Consider the following 14,916-nt stretch of genomic DNA (forward strand, 5'->3'; position numbering starts at 1 on the left):
AAGGCGAAACCCATGAGCTACACCACGCTTGAAATCGAACACAGCGGCAAGACCGCGACGATCTGGATGAACCGGCCGGACGTTCACAATGCAATGAACGAAACGCTGATCGCCGAACTGACCGCCGCCTTCTCCCACCTGCAATTGCAGGCGGACTGCCGCGTCATCGTGCTGGCCGGCCGCGGCAAGAGCTTTTCCGCCGGCGCGGACCTGGACTGGATGCGCCGCGCCGCCGGTTACAGCGAGGAGCAGAACCTGGCCGACGCGCAGCGGCTGGCGGCCATGCTCAAGAGCATCTACCGCAGCAAGAAGCCGGTGATCGCCCGCATTCACGGCGCGGCGCTGGCCGGCGGCACCGGCCTGGCCGCGGTCTGCGACGTGGCCATCGCCACCGAGGCCGCCAAGTTCGGCCTGACCGAGGTGAGACTGGGCCTGGTGCCGGCCACCATCGGCCCCTATGTGGCCGACGCGATAGGCTGGCGTCAGGCGCGGCGTTATTTCCTGTCCGCCGAGCGCATCGACGCCGCCACGGCGCTGCGCATCGGCCTGGTGCACGAGGTAGTGCCGGCCGAGGCGCTGGACGCGCGCGTGGCCGATATCGCCGAGGCGATGGCCCAGGGCGCGCCGCAGGCGCTGTCCTCGGCCAAGGACTTGCTGGCCATGCTGCGCGAGGGCTCGCCCTGGGACGATCAATTGCTGGAGGACACCGCCGGCCAGATCGCCAGCGTGCGCGCCGGCGCCGAGGCGCGCGAGGGCTTGGCCGCCTTCTTCGACAAACGGCCGCCCAACTGGTCATGACGCGAACAAGAAACAAGGGACGGACCATGTTCAATAAGATACTCATCGCCAACCGCGGGGAAATCGCCTGCCGGGTGATCAAGACCGCGCGCGCGCTCGGCATCGCCACCGTCGCCGTCCATTCCGACGCCGACGCCGACGCCCGCTTCGTCAAACTGGCCGACGAGGCCTACCGGCTGGGCCCGGCCCCGGCGGCGGACTCCTATCTGCGCGGGGACTTGATCCTGGACATCGCCCGCCGCAGCGGCGCGCAAGCCATCCACCCCGGCTACGGTTTCTTGTCCGAGAACGAGGACTTCGCCGCCGCCTGCGAGGCCGCCGGCATCGCCTTCATCGGCCCGCCCGCCTCCGCCATCGCTGCAATGGGCAGCAAATCCGCGGCCAAGGCGCTGATGGAGCAAGCCCAGGTGCCGCTGGTGCCCGGCTACCACGGCGAACGCCAGGAACCGGACTTCCTGCGCGGCCAGGCCGACGCCATCGGCTACCCGGTGCTGATCAAGGCCAGCGCCGGCGGCGGCGGCAAGGGCATGCGCATCGTGGAAGCCTCCGCGGACTTCGAAGCGGCGCTGGCCTCCTGCCAGCGCGAGGCGCGCGCCAGCTTTGGCGACGACAAGGTGCTGGTGGAGAAATACCTGCCGCGTTCGCGCCATGTGGAAATCCAGGTGTTCGCCGACCGCCAGGGCCAATGCGTGTATCTGTTCGAGCGCGATTGCTCGGTGCAGCGCCGCCACCAGAAAGTGCTGGAGGAAGCGCCGGCGCCGGACTTGCCGCCGGCCACCCGCGAAGCGATGGGCGCGGCCGCCTGCGCCGCCGCGCGCGCGGTGGGCTATGTTGGCGCCGGCACTGTGGAATTCATCATGGAAGTGCTGGCCGACGGCAGCCCCGGTCGCTTCTTCTTCATGGAAATGAACACCCGGCTGCAGGTGGAGCATCCGGTCACCGAGATGGTCACCGGGCAAGACCTGGTGGCCTGGCAACTGGCCGTCGCCAGCGGCCAACCGCTGCCCTTGAGCCAAGAGCAGCTGCGCCTCAACGGCCACGCCATCGAAGCGCGCATCTACGCCGAAGACCCGGACAAGGGCTTCCTGCCCGCCACCGGCACCCTCTACCACTTGCGCGCGCCGGCGGAATCCGACGTCGTGCGCATCGACACCGGCGTGACCGCCGGCGACAGCATCTCGCCCTTCTACGACCCGATGATCGCCAAGCTCATCGTCTGGGGCGAGGACCGTCGCCAGGCGCTGCAACGGCTGGACGCGGCGTTGGCCGACTATCAGGTGGCCGGCGTCACCACCAATATTCCCTTCCTGCGCCGCATCGTGCAGCACGCCAGTTTCGCAGGCGGCCAGGTGGACACCGGCCTGATTGCCCGCCATCACGACGCGCTGCTGCCGCCGCCCGCCGCGCCGGACGCCGAACAACTGGCGCTGCTGGCGCTGGCCGAAGCGCTGGCCGCGCCCGGCGGTTTCCCGGTGGCCGCCGGCTGGCGGCTCAACGGCGCGCTCAACCGCAAGCTCGTTTTCCACATCGACGGCCAAGACTACCCGACGGCGCTGCGCTATCAGGGAGACGGCTTCGAGATCCTAGCCGCCGGCCTCCGCTTCTCCGCCGCCGGCCGCCTGGACGGCGGAACGCTGCGCGCGCGGCTGGACAACAAACAAGTGGAAGCCGTCGTCGCCCGTAACGGCCAACAACGAGTGCTGTTCGCCGCCGGCCAGCGGCTGGAGGCGCAGTGGCTGGACCCGCTGGCCGTGGCCGCCGAGGAAGTGCACGGCGAAACCCATTTGAAAGCGCCGATGCCGGGCCGCATCGTCGCCCTATTGGCCGCCACCGGCACTAAACTCAACAAAGGCGACCCGCTGCTGATCCTGGAGGCGATGAAGATGGAGCACACCATCCCCGCGCCGGCGGACGGCGTGGTCAAGGCTTTCTATTTCGGCACCGGCGAGCAGGTCAACGACGGCGACGAGCTGGTCGACTTCGAAGCGGAGTGAGCCTCATGGACCCCATCATCATCAATCACCCCGGCTTGAATCTGGCCGGCTACAGCATCGCCACCCGGATGGAGAACGGCGACAATCTGCGGCAGATCCCCGAGTTCTGGGGCGAATACGCGGATACGCTGCGCCAGCCGCTGCTGGCGGCGCTGGGCCGCGCCGACGCCGCCGAATACGGGCTGATCCACGACTTCGACCCGGACACGGGCCGCTTCGGCTATATGATAGGGATGGAATACCCGCAGCCCTTGCCGCTGCCGCCCGGCTGCGCGCAGCGGCGCACGCCGCCGGCCAAGTACGCGGTGTTCACCACCAAGCCGGCCGGCAGCGACGCCGAGTTCGGCCAGGCGATCCAGGGCGCCTGGCGCTACATCACACAGGACTGGCTGCCGGCGTCCAAGCAATGGGAACAAGCGCCGCTGGGCGCTTTCGAACGCTACGACGGCCGCTGCGCGCCGGACCAGCCGCAACGCCAGATGGACATCTACATCCCGGTGCAGCCGCGCCGCCGCTGATAAAGAGCCAAACATGCCGCAAGTGAAGATTGTGGAAGTGGGTCCGCGCGACGGGCTTCAAAACGAAAAACAAGCGCTGTCCACCGCGGTCAAGCTGGAGCTGATCCGCCGCCTGGCCGCCAGCGGCCTGCGCAGCATAGAGGCCGGCGCCTTTGTCTCTCCCAAGTGGGTGCCGCAAATGGCTGGCAGCGCCGAGGTGCTGACCGGCCTGGACCTGGCCGGGCCGGCGTCCTACCCGGTGCTGGTGCCCAATGAACAAGGGCTGGACGCGGCCTTGGAAGCCGGCGCGCGTGAAATCGCCGTGTTCGGCGCGGCCAGCGAAAGCTTCAGCCGGCGCAATATCAACGCCAGCATCGCCGAAAGCCTGCAGCGCTTCTTGCCGGTGATGGCGCGCGCGCAGGCGGCCGGCGTGCCGGTGCGCGGCTATGTGTCCTGCGTGGTGGGCTGTCCCTACGAGGGCCGCATCGCGCCGGCCAAGGTGGCGGAGGTGGCGGCACGGCTGCTGGACATGGGCTGCTACGAGATTTCGCTGGGCGACACCATAGGCGTGGGCACGCCGTCCAGCGTGCTGGCGATGCTGGAAGCAGTGAGCAAGACTGTGCCAATGTCTCAGCTAGCCGGCCACTTTCACGACACTTACGGCATGGCGATCAGCAATATTCATGCGTGTTTGCGCGCGGGAATGATGACATTCGATTCTTCGGTTGCCGGCCTGGGCGGCTGCCCTTATGCTCAGGGAGCTTCCGGCAACGTCGCCACCGAAGACGTGGTCTACCTGCTGCACGGCGAGGGCTACGATACCGGCGTCGACCTGGCCGCGCTGGTGGACACGGCCTGGTTCATCGCCGATGCGCTGGGCAAGCCGCCGGCCTCCAAGCTGGCCTACGCCTTTGCCGACAAGCGCGCCGCCAAACCGGAGCAATAACAAGCCGCCGCCCGTCCATGGGCCGGCGCGCGGAGAAAATATCAGGAGAAAGCATGACCCCCGACACGCCCATCTGGACCCCCTCCGCCGGCCGCCTGGCCGGCGCCCACCTGACCGCCTTCGCCAAGCTGGCCGAACTATCCTACGACCGCAAGCTGAACGGCTACGCCGAACTGTGGCGCGCCAGCGTGGCCGATCCGGCCCGCTTCTGGTCCTTGGTCTGGGATTACTGCGGCGTGATCGGCGACAAGGGCGCGACGGCGCTGAGCGACGGCGACGATATGCTGGCCGCCCGCTTCTTTCCGGAAGCGCGGCTGAGCTACGCCGAAAACCTGCTGCGCCGCGACGACGACGGCGACGCGCTGGTGTTCTGGGGCGAGGACAAACTGCAACGGCGCTGGAGCTGGCGCGAGCTGCGCGCCCAGGTGTCGCTGCTGCAACAGGCGATGCGCGACGCCGGCATCCAGGCCGGCGACCGCGTGGCGGGCTTCATGCCCAATATGCCGGAAACCATCGCCGCCATGCTGGCCGCCAATAGCCTGGGCGCGGTGTGGACCAGCTGTTCGCCGGACTTCGGCGTGGACGGCGCGGTGGAGCGCTTCGGCCAGACCGAACCCAAGCTGTTGTTCTGCCCGGACGGCTACTGGTACGCCGGCAAGGCGGTGGACATCCGCGCCAAGATGGCGGCGCTGGCGGAGGCCCTGCCCTCGGTGCGGCAAATCATCGTGGTTCCGTATTTGGGCGAAACCGGCGTGTTCGCGGAAAACGTGCCCAAGGCCATTACCCTGACGGATTTCACCGCCGCGTATCAAGCGCAAGCACTGCACTTTGAACGGCTGCCCTTCCGGCACCCGCTGTTCATTCTGTATTCCAGCGGCACCACCGGCAAACCCAAGTGCATCGTCCACGGCGCCGGCGGCACCCTGCTGCAACACCTGAAGGAACAGCAGCTGCACGGCGACGTGCATCACGGCGACCGCCTGTTCTACTTCACCACCTGCGGCTGGATGATGTGGAACTGGCTGGCGTCCGGCCTGGCTTCCGGCGCGGCGCTGATGTTGTTCGACGGCTCGCCCTTCGTCGGCGAAGGCCGCACGCTGTGGGACTACGCCGAGCGGCAACGCTTCACGCACTTCGGCACTTCGGCCAAATACATAGACGGCCTGCGCAAGAGCGGCATCGTCCCGGCGCGGGAATGGAAGCTGGATTCGCTGCGCGCGGTGTTCTCCACCGGCTCGCCGCTGGTGGCGGAAAGCTTTGACTGGGTCTACGCCAACATCAAGGCCGACATCAATCTGGCCTCGGTGTCCGGCGGCACCGATATCGTGTCCTGCTTCGCGCTGGGCTGCGCCAGCCTGCCGGTCTATCGCGGCGAGCTGCAATGCCGCGGCCTGGGCATGGCGGTGGACATCTACAACGAGTACGGCCGGCCGGTGCGCGGCGAAAAAGGCGAATTGGTGTGCACCCGCCCCTTCCCGTCGATGCCGGTGGGCTTCTGGAACGACGCCGACGGCGGCAAGTACCGCCAGGCCTATTTCGGCCGTTTCGACAATATCTGGTGCCACGGCGACTACGCCGAACTCACCGCCCACGACGGCATGATCATCTACGGCCGCTCAGACGCGGTGCTCAACCCCGGCGGCGTGCGCATCGGCACCGCCGAGATTTACCGCCAGGTGGAGGCTTTCGACGAGGTGCTGGAGAGCATCGCCGTCGGCCAGCAATGGCAGGACGACGAGCGCGTATTGCTGTTTGTGCGTCTGCGCGCCGGCGCGCGGCTGGACGAAGACCTGCAGCAGCGGATCAAGGCGCAGATCAAAACCGGCGCCAGCCCGCGCCACGTGCCGGCCAAGATCATCGCCGTCGCCGACATACCCAAAACCATCAGCGGCAAGATCGTCGAGCTGGCGGTGAAGAACGTGATTCACGGCCTGCCGGTCAGCAACGTCACCGCGCTGGCCAATCCGGAAGCGCTGAAGCTGTTCGAGAATCTGAACGAACTGCAAAGCTGAACCGGCGCGCGGCTCAAGAAAAACCCCCGCTCAGTTCAATTGATGCGGGGGTTTTTCATGGCTAGCGCGAGTGGACCCGCCTCAGCAACGCAAACATCATATTCTGCTCGCGCGGCCGGGAGCCATACCACAACACCTCCCAGCCCGGCTCGGCAATGCCCTCGTCCTCAGAGCGCACCACCAGTTGGTAGTCGCAAGGCGAGGCGTTGCCCTCCGGATAGGACACCAGATCCAGGCCGGCGTAATAGCGCCAGCTGATCAGCGCCAACTGGTTGCGACTCTCGGTCGCCACGCAGGCGGCGTTGGCCGGCAACGCCTTCATCATCCGCTCCACCACCGGCCGGTAGCTCTTGGCGGCGTCGAACCAAGGCAGCCACAAGGTCATGCCCAAGCCCCACAGCAGGGTCAGGCCCGCCGCCCAGTTGCTGATGGCCTGACGGCCGCGCAAATGCTTGCGCGTCAAGGCCCACAGCCACACCAGGGTGGCGATCACCGCGCACACCGCCGCCAGGCTGGAGACATGCACTTGGTAATACGGACTGAAGTACTGGGCGCGCCCGGCCAGGCCTTGCGGCCAGCCAAAGTTCATCGCCGCCCAGCCGGACCACACCAGCAGAGCGAAGAAGCCGAAAGTCATCAGGCCGAACCAGTTGAGGAAGGCCGCCGCGCCGCGCTTGAGGTTGTCCAGCTCCACCGCCGCCAGCAAGGACAGCGGCAGCAGCAGCGGCATCGCATAGGTCATATTGGGCCGGCTGGACAAGGTCAGCAGAATCAACACCACGGCGAAGAACATCAGCGGCAGCTGCAAGCGCGCCTGATCCAGCCGCTCCCGGTTGCGGTACAGGGTCCAGCCGGCCAGCGGCCAGGCCGGAAACGCGAACCACAGGGCGTTCAGGCTGTAGTAGCCGAAGTCGTGAAACAACTGCACCCGGCCGAAGCCGTTGAGCTGGCCCAGAGAGTAGTCGTTCCACCAGAGGCTGAACGCGTCCGGATGGCTCTTGGCCAGCGCCAGCGGCCACACCAAGGAGGTGGGCGCGGCGATCAACAAGGCCAGCAGCACGGTAATCGCGTACTGCTTGCTGCGCCAGGCGGAGAAGGCCGGCAGCAACAACACCACCATCCACAGCAACATCAGCTCCATCAGGCTGGCGCTGAGGAAGATCGCCGCGCTGGCCGCGCCCAGCAAAGCGCCGGCCAGGCCGGGCGAGCGCAGGGTTAAGGACAAGGCGTAGAAGGCGGCCGCGAAACCGGCGAAACCGGACACCACCGAGGTGAGCTGATGGCCAGTCTCCACCAGGCCTACGCAACCTATCAGCACCATCACCACGCTGCGGCCGTGACGGCGGCCGATCAGATCGCGGCCGGCCATGCCGGCCAGCAGCAAGGCCAAGGCCATGAACAAGGGCGTGGCCAGCCGCGCCGCGTCGTGCGCCGCCAGCAACCAGGGAGACAGCAGCTTGACCATGATGGCCGCCACCCAATAGTACAAGGGCGGACTATCCAGGTAGGGCGCGCCTTGCACCGTGGGCAACAGCCAATTGCCGGTGTCCAGCATGCCCTGCACCGCCGCCAGCACAAAGGGCTCGTCAGGCTTCCACGGATCGTGGCCTATGATGCCCGGCCACAGCCAGACGAAACACAGCAGCAGCAGAATCCACGGTTTTTCCGTGGGCTTGGCCAGGGTTTGGGATTGTTCCGAATAAGTGAGCATGAGTCTCGTTCAAACGGTTTCAATCGGCCGACGGCAATGCGCCGCGCAGCCGGGCGATCAGGATGCGCCAATCCACCTTGCGCTTGGAAATGGAATTGCGCAGTTTGTTGCGACGGCGCTGGCGCTTATGCTCGGGATCGGCCTGTATCGCCTTCAAGCGCGACTCGTCCCAAGCGAATTCGCCGCAGTACTCGGCCTGACGCGCCACGTCCCATTCCGGCGCCATGCCGGCGAACACCTCCGCCAGGTAGAGCGGCGCCTCGTAACTGTAGTTCCAGTAGTGGTGCAGCGCATCCCCCAGCGCCAGCGGCTCGCGGCCGTCGCAGGCCACCAGCGACCAGGCCAGCTGCTCGGTCCAGTTGCGCGCTTCCACGCGCGGCAGCAGGAAGTCGTTGAGGCGCAAGGCGGTTTCGAAGAAGGGCACCATGCCGGCGGAAGCGCCGACCACGCCGGCGTTCCACATCGCCAGGCCCTGGACGTCGGCCACCCCCATCTTGCGCAGCTCGGCGCCGTGCTTGTCCACCGCGGCGAGATAGTCCGGGAAAAAGCCGGGACCGAACACGCCTTCGTTGACGTGCATGCAACTGGCCTTCCCCTCTTCCAGCCGGGCGAACAACTCGTCCGGCACGCGCAGCCAGCGGGTGTCGCAATCCACGTACAGCACGGCGGTGCCCAGTTCACGCGCCGCCTTCAACATCACTTCCAATTTGATGCGGTGCACGTAGTCGAACTGGCCGCGATAAGCTTGCAATTGCGCCCGGCTCAAGGTCTCCGTGCGGACCAGCGGGTGCGCGGGCACGCTGTCCGGCGCGTCGGTGTACACCATGATCTTCACGTCCTGCCGCTGCTGCTTTAGCAGCAAGTGCAACAGGCTCAACACGGAAAAGCGGGTCTGGTCGTAGTATTTCTTGCCGCCGTGGGACAGGTAAACGATGTGGATCGCCATGGCCTCAACCTTGCAGATGTGGATACGCGCGCGTCCGGCGGGGATCTGCCAGGACCTGCAACCGGCCGCGCGCCGGAATCATAGAAAAAAGGCAGCCTGGGCTGCCTTTTTCTGGGTGTCCAACTCGCTCCGCGCTTAGCGCTTGAAGAAGCCGCCGAACTTTTGGTTGAACTTGTCAACGCGACCGGCGGTGTCGACGATCTTCTGCTTGCCGGTGTAGAACGGGTGGCAGTTGGAGCAAACTTCAATGCCGAACGCGTCCTTGGACATGGTCGACTTGGTCACGAACTGGCTACCGCAGGAGCAGGTAACAGTCAGATCTTTGTAATTCGGGTGAATATCGGTTTTCATGTGTCTTCCTTTCAAATCGGGTACAGGGGATTTGCCTGTACTGCTTGCGAAACTATCGATTATCCGCGCTTTGCCGCCGCTTGACAAGTGCCAAATCCACTGTCAACCACGGCGGCGACAGCTCAGGCGCGACGCCAGATAGTGCCCTGGGCGCCGTCCTCCAGCACAATGCCCTTGGCGATCAACTCATCGCGGATACGGTCGGATTCCGCCCAGTTCTTGGCCGCGCGCGCGTCCTTGCGCGCCTGGATCAACGCTTCCACGGCTTCGGCCGTCAACTCGCCGGCGCTGACGCCGCCCTTGAGGAAGTCTTCCGGGTCGCGCTGCAACAGACCCAGAACGCCGCCCAAGTCCTTCAGCAGGCGCGCCTGACGCGGATCGCGGCTCTTGTTGACTTCGCCGGCCAGTTCGTACAGCACCGCCACTGCCTCAGAGGAATTGAAGTCGTCGTTCATCGCCGCCTGGAAACGAGTGGCGAACGGGTCCTTCCAGTCTATGCCTGTGGAAGCCGGCAGCTCCAAGCCGCGCAAGGCGGTGTAGAGCCGGGTCAGACCGTGCTTGGCGTCGGCGAGAATGCTGTCGGTGTAGTTCACCGGGCTGCGGTAATGGCTGCGCACGATGAAGAAGCGGATCACCTCGCCGTCGAAATGGCCCAGCACGTCGCGGATGGTGAAGAAATTGCCCAGCGATTTGGACATTTTCTCGCCGTCGACGTTGATGAAGCCGTTGTGCAGCCAGTAATTGACGTACTGGTGGCCATGGGCGCCCTCGGACTGGGCGATTTCGTTCTCATGATGCGGGAACTGCAGATCCTCGCCGCCTCCGTGGATGTCGAACTGCTCGCCCAGATGGTGGCAGCTCATCACCGAGCACTCGATGTGCCAACCCGGACGCCCCTGTCCCCACGGGCTGTCCCAGGACGGCTCGCCCGGCTTGGCGGCCTTCCACAGCACGAAGTCCAGCGGGTCGCGCTTGTGCGGGTCCACTTCCACCCGCTCGCCGGCGCGCAGCTTGTCCAGGGTGCGGCCGGACAATTTGCCGTAACCCTCGAACTCGCGCACCGCGTAATACACGTCGCCGTTGTCGGCGGCGTAGGCCTTGCCGTTGGCGATCAGCTTCTCGATCAAGGCCACCATGCCCGGCACATGCTGAGTGGCGCGCGGTTCGAAGGTGGGCGGCAACAGGCCCAGCGCCGCCGCGTCCTGGCGCATGTCGGCGATGGTTTCTTCCACCAATTGCTGCGGCAGGATGCCGCGCTCGGCGGAGCGCTTGATGATCTTGTCCTCGATATCGGTGATGTTGCGCACATAAGTGACGTCGTAGCCGGAAGCGGCGAACCAGCGGTAGATCAGGTCGAAGGCCGTCAGCATGCGCGCGTGGCCGATATGACAGAGGTCGTACACCGTCATGCCGCACACGTACATACACACCTTGCCGGGCTCGATGGGTTTGAACTCTTCTTTCTGGCGGGTCAGGGTGTTATACACGGTCAACATGATGGAAACCTATTGGAGGTTGGGTCAAAAAAGAACAATTGTAACAGAGCCGTCAAGCCCTCCGCATCGCGATTGTTAAGCGCCGCGCGGCAGGCGATGCGCTCCGCCGCCAGATGGCGGATAATGGACTTTTCCCCCCTAGCCCTGGTCCGCCATGAGCCATACCCCGCTTTCCGACGCCGACTACCAACGCCTGGCCTCCACCCTGAACCGCTTTCTGCCGCAACATGGCATGAACCTGGAGCGCCTGGACGGCTTTTTCGCCGCCCTGCTCAGCGGTCCGGAACAGATCAAGCCGACCGAATGCCTGCCCCTCATCATCGGCGACGCCTTCGACGACGATTCCGCCTTTCCCAGCGACAAAGCGCTGGAACAGTTCGCCAAGCTGCTGATGGGACATTGGCTGGACATCTCCGCCGCGCTGCGCGAGGACGGCGCCTTCCAACCCTGGCTGGAGCCGGACGCCGCCGGCGAGATCCGCGGCAACGACTGGGCCGAAGGCTTTTCCGAAGGCATGCAGTTGCTGAACGAGGACTGGGGCCTGCTGTTCGACGATCCGGAACAAGCGCCGCTGCTGGAGCCCATCCTGACCCTGGCTTTCGAGCGCAATCCGGATCCGGAAGTGCAAGTGCCCGCGCTGACGCCGACGCAACGCGAGCAGTGCCTGGCCGCGCTGTCCGAATCCGTGCACGGCATTCACCGTTTCTTCTCCGCCATTCGCCGGCGCCTGGAAGAGGAGGAACAGGAGCTGGAGCGCCGGCAGCGCAACTGAGCTGGTCAACCGGTCCGCGGCGGCGACGTTGATAAGCAGGCCGGCGCAAGCCGCCTCCCACCGCCACAGGACCCGCCATGAATCCTATAGAAGCCCTGCTGTTTGCCGTCATCCAAGGCGTCAGCGAACTTTTCCCCATCAGCAGCCTGGGGCACGGCGTGCTGATACCGGACTGGCTGCACTGGTCCATCAACCGCACAAGCCCGGACTTCCTGCCCTTCATGGTGGTGCTGCACTTGGGCACCGCCGCCGCGCTATTGCTGTATTTCCGCCGCGACTGGCTGAGATTGATAGGCGGCTTCCTGAAAGCCCGAGGCAAAGCCGACAACCCGGAAGCTCGGCTAATGTGGCTGTTGATCGCCGGCACCATTCCCGCCGGCCTGCTGGGCCTGCTGCTGGAGAAGCAGCTGCGCGCGCTGTTCGCCAGCGCCACCGCGGTGCTGATCTTCCTCAGCCTGAACGGTCTGCTCCTGCTCTGGGGAGATCGCCTGAAAGGGAAACAATCCCATTTGGACCTGGACAAGTTGAGCTTGTCCGGCGCAATCAAGATAGGCGCGGGCCAGGCCCTGGCCCTGCTGCCCGGCTTCTCCCGCTCCGGCGCCACCCTGGTGGCCGGCCTCGCTCACGGCCTGGATTACGCCTCGTCCGCGCGTTTCTCTTTCCTGCTGGCCACCCCCATCATCGCTGCCGCCGGCGTATTGGAAGTGCCCAAGCTGGCGCACAGCCAAGCTTCGGCAGGGCTGCTTCTGGCCTGCGGCCTGCTGTCCGGCGCCTGCGCTTACGCCAGCACGGCTTTTTTGATGCGCTACTTCAAGAAAAGCGAGATCGAATCCTTGTGGCCATTTGGCTACTACTGCCTGCTGGTGGGTCTGGGCGGCCTGCTGATCAAGCTGATTTAGCCCCGCTCCCCCCCTGATGCTGCGTTGCGCCGACTTGCCGTACTCAAGTACTGCCTGCGTCGACGCGCCTTGCCTCAGCCGTGAAACTGAGTTTTGTTAGCGGCTCTACCTGCTTACGATCTGCTGCGCTGTGGCGATACCGCGAGACGTGGCCCGGCGAGTGCGCCTTGCGCCCCCACTTGGCTTTCGAGATCGTAAACACCCTCCAAATATTTCAAGCCAATTTTCAAAACGCATATCGCTGCAAGAAATCGGATTCCAATCCTATATTTGAACAAATTTTGAGCACAGCTTATTGGACTGATCGGTCTAGTGCTTTAGAATCGGAAGAATAATATCCAGGGCCGCTCTCGACAGTGGCCCTAACTAATTTTTTGAAGAATGAGCGTTTTGGAAGAAAAAAGAAACGAGCGCCTGCCCGCTGACCTGGCCAGGCGCGCAACCGCCATTATCGAGCTACCCGATGGCGTGCTGGTCACTGCGGCCAGAGGCGGCCGGTACAATCTTCCTGGCGGCAAGGCCGCCCGCGGTGAATTGCGCTCTCAGGCGCTGATCCGTGAAGTGCGGGAAGAAACCGGCTTGCGCATCAACTCCATGCTGTATCTGTTCGATCACATCACCCCGTTCAACGCGCACAAGGTTTACCTGTGCATTGCGCAGGGTCAGCCGCGCCCGCAGGGAGAGATCGAACGCATCGCGCTGGTATCGTCACCGGACACCGATATGGATTTGTTCATAGAAGGCCGCGCCATCCTGCGCCGCTACGCGCGGCTGCGCGGCGAGGTCACGGCCAAGGGCGACGCGCTGCGCGCTTTGCTGGGGCTGGCCCGCTACATCGCCAAGGTGGACGTCGCCAAAGTGGACTGAATGCCGCCGCGCAACGCAAAACAGGACATGCCTACGCATGTCCTGTTTTTTTTCCGGCTCCCGATGCGGCTCAGATGCCGGCAATGGGCGCCGAGCTTTCCGCCCCGCGCGCGCTGTCCGCCACACCCGCCGGCAAATTCACCCAACCCGCGGCCGAACCCAGCGACAAAGCCCCGGCCAGCAACACCATGGCCACCGGCGCGAACAACAAGACGCCCAGCGCCACCCGCAGCCGGTGAATGCCGGACACCACGGCCAGCGCGTTGACCAGCACCAGAATGCCGAAGATGGACAACACCGCGTTGACCGCCAGCGCCGCGTCGTCCGGCAACCAGCTGGTCAGCGGCTCGACGAACTGCAGGCCGCTGGCCACCGCCACCAGGCCGAACAGCGAGCCATGACCGTCCCATTTGGCAAAACGCAGCCATAAACCGATGAAGCCGGCGAAGCACAGAGTTTCCGCCAAGGTGAACAACACCATGAACAGCATGCGGCCAGTCAGGTTGTTGCCCAGTTCGGCCGTGTCGGCGCTGGCCACCAGGCCCAGCGCCATCAGAAACAGCAGGGTCTGCCAGCGCGGATACTGATACTCGCCCAGGGGCTTGACCCGAAAGCGAAGCAAATCCACCACATCGTCAATCAGCAGGCGCATGTCCGCTCTCAGTCAAAGACTACCGTCTTGTTGTTATAGGACAGCACGCGGTTGTCCATATGCCAGCGCACGGCGCGCGACAGCACCACTTTCTCCAGGTCGCGGCCTTTCTGGATCAGGTCGTCCACTTCGTCGCGATGAGAAATGCGGGTGACTTCCTGCTCAATGATCGGGCCTTCGTCCAGGTCCTCGGTCACATAGTGGCTGGTAGCCCCGATCAGCTTTACCCCGCGCGCAAAAGCGCGGTGGTAGGGCTTGGCGCCGTCGAAGGCGGGCAAGAAGCTGTGATGGATGTTGATCACCCGGTCCGGATACCGCTCGACAAACTTGTGCGACAGAATCTGCATATAACGAGCCAGCACGATGAAGTCCACGCCGGCTTCTTCCAACAAGCGGAACTGCTCGGCCTCGGCCTCGACCTTGTTGTCCTTGGTGACCTTGATCACATGGAAGGGGATGCCGTTGAACTCCACCAGCCGGCGGCAGGTTTCGTGGTTGGAAATCACCAGCGGAATCTCGCAGTCCAGTTCGCCGATGCGCCAGCGGTGCATCAGGTCCACCAGGCAGTGCTCGTACTGCGACACGAAGATGGCCATCCGCGGCTTGCGGGTGGACAGCGACACTTTCCAGTTCATCGCGTGTTCGTCGGCAATCGGCTGGAAGGCGGCGGCGAAGTTCTCCATCGGCAAGGTGAAGCCGTCCACATCCCACTGCACCCTCATCAGGAACAGGTTTTCGCTGGTGTCCTGATGCTGGTCCGCGTGCATGATGTTGGCGTTGTAGGTCATCAGGAAGTTGGCGATGGCCGCCACCAGGCCCTTCTTGTCCGGCGCGCTGATCAACAGCGTGGCCGACTGCTTGTCTTGACTCATGATCGGATTTGCTTACTGCGAACTAAAACCGTCGATTTTACGATAGCCGGACCGCCAACGTCTCGCTTTGTTTGCAAGCGCCGGCCCTATCGCCCGCCGATAA

At 64.7% G+C, this 14,916-nt stretch carries 14 protein-coding genes; 8 read left to right on the forward strand and 6 right to left on the reverse strand.

Translation table 11 applies throughout. The annotated features are described in order from the left end of the window. The first annotated feature begins 12 nt into the window (after nucleotides 1-12). Genes HA052_RS15345 through HA052_RS15365 form a run of 5 tightly spaced genes read left to right on the forward strand, consistent with a single transcriptional unit; the run spans nucleotide 13 to nucleotide 6,247 of the window. On the forward strand, nucleotides 13-798 hold the full coding sequence (locus HA052_RS15345) for an enoyl-CoA hydratase/isomerase family protein (RefSeq protein ID WP_166452548.1): 786 nt from the start codon (nucleotides 13-15) through the stop codon (nucleotides 796-798). Between the two features lie 26 nt (nucleotides 799-824). Next, nucleotides 825-2,792: an acetyl/propionyl/methylcrotonyl-CoA carboxylase subunit alpha gene (locus HA052_RS15350; protein ID WP_166452549.1), complete on the forward strand. Its 1,968-nt coding sequence runs from the start codon at nucleotides 825-827 to the stop codon at nucleotides 2,790-2,792. A gap of 5 nt (nucleotides 2,793-2,797) precedes the next feature. Continuing rightward, nucleotides 2,798-3,310, forward strand: coding sequence for a GyrI-like domain-containing protein (locus HA052_RS15355; protein ID WP_081547837.1), 513 nt, complete (start codon nucleotides 2,798-2,800; stop codon nucleotides 3,308-3,310). A gap of 13 nt (nucleotides 3,311-3,323) precedes the next feature. Beyond that, on the forward strand, nucleotides 3,324-4,235 hold the full coding sequence (locus tag HA052_RS15360) for a hydroxymethylglutaryl-CoA lyase (protein WP_166452550.1): 912 nt from the start codon (nucleotides 3,324-3,326) through the stop codon (nucleotides 4,233-4,235). 53 nt (nucleotides 4,236-4,288) lie between these two features. Further along, nucleotides 4,289-6,247 (forward strand): acetoacetate--CoA ligase, encoded by a 1,959-nt coding sequence (locus HA052_RS15365; RefSeq protein ID WP_166452551.1) that lies wholly within the window; start codon nucleotides 4,289-4,291, stop codon nucleotides 6,245-6,247. Nucleotides 6,248-6,308: 61 nt separating this feature from the next. On the opposite strand, the gene HA052_RS15370 is transcribed toward HA052_RS15365, so the two are convergent. From HA052_RS15370 to cysS, 4 genes are all read right to left on the reverse strand, one after another. Next, nucleotides 6,309-7,958, reverse strand: a complete 1,650-nt coding sequence (locus HA052_RS15370) for an ArnT family glycosyltransferase (protein WP_166452552.1) — start codon at nucleotides 7,956-7,958, stop codon at nucleotides 6,309-6,311. A 19-nt stretch (nucleotides 7,959-7,977) separates the two neighbouring features. Next, nucleotides 7,978-8,904: a hypothetical protein gene (locus tag HA052_RS15375; protein ID WP_081547829.1), complete on the reverse strand. Its 927-nt coding sequence runs from the start codon at nucleotides 8,902-8,904 to the stop codon at nucleotides 7,978-7,980. A 135-nt stretch (nucleotides 8,905-9,039) separates the two neighbouring features. Next, nucleotides 9,040-9,255: a 50S ribosomal protein L31 gene (gene rpmE / locus HA052_RS15380; RefSeq protein WP_043634312.1), complete on the reverse strand. Its 216-nt coding sequence runs from the start codon at nucleotides 9,253-9,255 to the stop codon at nucleotides 9,040-9,042. A gap of 122 nt (nucleotides 9,256-9,377) precedes the next feature. Then, complete coding sequence (gene cysS / locus HA052_RS15385) at nucleotides 9,378-10,751, reverse strand: cysteine--tRNA ligase (RefSeq protein WP_166452553.1); 1,374 nt, start codon at nucleotides 10,749-10,751, stop codon at nucleotides 9,378-9,380. A gap of 154 nt (nucleotides 10,752-10,905) precedes the next feature. Between cysS and HA052_RS15390 the strand changes: the two genes are divergently transcribed. The 3 genes from HA052_RS15390 to HA052_RS15400 all read left to right on the forward strand — a co-directional run bounded on the left by HA052_RS15390 (nucleotide 10,906) and on the right by HA052_RS15400 (nucleotide 13,289). Continuing rightward, nucleotides 10,906-11,523, forward strand: coding sequence for a UPF0149 family protein (locus HA052_RS15390; RefSeq protein ID WP_166452554.1), 618 nt, complete (start codon nucleotides 10,906-10,908; stop codon nucleotides 11,521-11,523). 77 nt (nucleotides 11,524-11,600) lie between these two features. Continuing rightward, on the forward strand, nucleotides 11,601-12,422 hold the full coding sequence (locus HA052_RS15395) for an undecaprenyl-diphosphate phosphatase (RefSeq protein WP_166452555.1): 822 nt from the start codon (nucleotides 11,601-11,603) through the stop codon (nucleotides 12,420-12,422). 381 nt (nucleotides 12,423-12,803) lie between these two features. Further along, complete coding sequence (locus HA052_RS15400; RefSeq protein ID WP_166452556.1) at nucleotides 12,804-13,289, forward strand: NUDIX hydrolase; 486 nt, start codon at nucleotides 12,804-12,806, stop codon at nucleotides 13,287-13,289. 70 nt (nucleotides 13,290-13,359) lie between these two features. Here the strand turns inward: HA052_RS15400 and HA052_RS15405 are convergent, their stop codons facing one another. Together HA052_RS15405 and purU are read right to left on the reverse strand one after the other, a co-directional pair. Next, nucleotides 13,360-13,941 (reverse strand): hypothetical protein, encoded by a 582-nt coding sequence (locus HA052_RS15405; RefSeq protein WP_166452557.1) that lies wholly within the window; start codon nucleotides 13,939-13,941, stop codon nucleotides 13,360-13,362. Between the two features lie 8 nt (nucleotides 13,942-13,949). Next, nucleotides 13,950-14,813 (reverse strand): formyltetrahydrofolate deformylase, encoded by an 864-nt coding sequence (purU, locus tag HA052_RS15410; RefSeq protein WP_166452558.1) that lies wholly within the window; start codon nucleotides 14,811-14,813, stop codon nucleotides 13,950-13,952. Between the last annotated feature and the right edge of the window lie 103 nt (nucleotides 14,814-14,916).

Origin of the sequence: Chromobacterium fluminis (genome assembly GCF_011602385.1) — a bacterium.
Classification (GTDB): Bacteria; Pseudomonadota; Gammaproteobacteria; order Burkholderiales; family Chromobacteriaceae; genus Chromobacterium; species Chromobacterium fluminis.

What these genes read in the sequence shown, in the direction of transcription:
- HA052_RS15345 (WP_166452548.1), top strand. Translation starts at nt 13, where the DNA reads ATGAGCTACACCACGCTTGAAATCGAACACAGCGGCAAGACCGCGACG.
- HA052_RS15350 (WP_166452549.1), top strand. Translation starts at nt 825, where the DNA reads ATGTTCAATAAGATACTCATCGCCAACCGCGGGGAAATCGCCTGCCGG.
- HA052_RS15355 (WP_081547837.1), top strand. Translation starts at nt 2,798, where the DNA reads ATGGACCCCATCATCATCAATCACCCCGGCTTGAATCTGGCCGGCTAC.
- HA052_RS15360 (WP_166452550.1), top strand. Translation starts at nt 3,324, where the DNA reads ATGCCGCAAGTGAAGATTGTGGAAGTGGGTCCGCGCGACGGGCTTCAA.
- HA052_RS15365 (WP_166452551.1), top strand. Translation starts at nt 4,289, where the DNA reads ATGACCCCCGACACGCCCATCTGGACCCCCTCCGCCGGCCGCCTGGCC.
- HA052_RS15370 (WP_166452552.1), bottom strand. Translation starts at nt 7,958, where the DNA reads ATGCTCACTTATTCGGAACAATCCCAAACCCTGGCCAAGCCCACGGAA.
- HA052_RS15375 (WP_081547829.1), bottom strand. Translation starts at nt 8,904, where the DNA reads ATGGCGATCCACATCGTTTACCTGTCCCACGGCGGCAAGAAATACTAC.
- rpmE (WP_043634312.1), bottom strand. Translation starts at nt 9,255, where the DNA reads ATGAAAACCGATATTCACCCGAATTACAAAGATCTGACTGTTACCTGC.
- cysS (WP_166452553.1), bottom strand. Translation starts at nt 10,751, where the DNA reads ATGTTGACCGTGTATAACACCCTGACCCGCCAGAAAGAAGAGTTCAAA.
- HA052_RS15390 (WP_166452554.1), top strand. Translation starts at nt 10,906, where the DNA reads ATGAGCCATACCCCGCTTTCCGACGCCGACTACCAACGCCTGGCCTCC.
- HA052_RS15395 (WP_166452555.1), top strand. Translation starts at nt 11,601, where the DNA reads ATGAATCCTATAGAAGCCCTGCTGTTTGCCGTCATCCAAGGCGTCAGC.
- HA052_RS15400 (WP_166452556.1), top strand. Translation starts at nt 12,804, where the DNA reads ATGAGCGTTTTGGAAGAAAAAAGAAACGAGCGCCTGCCCGCTGACCTG.
- HA052_RS15405 (WP_166452557.1), bottom strand. Translation starts at nt 13,941, where the DNA reads ATGCGCCTGCTGATTGACGATGTGGTGGATTTGCTTCGCTTTCGGGTC.
- purU (WP_166452558.1), bottom strand. Translation starts at nt 14,813, where the DNA reads ATGAGTCAAGACAAGCAGTCGGCCACGCTGTTGATCAGCGCGCCGGAC.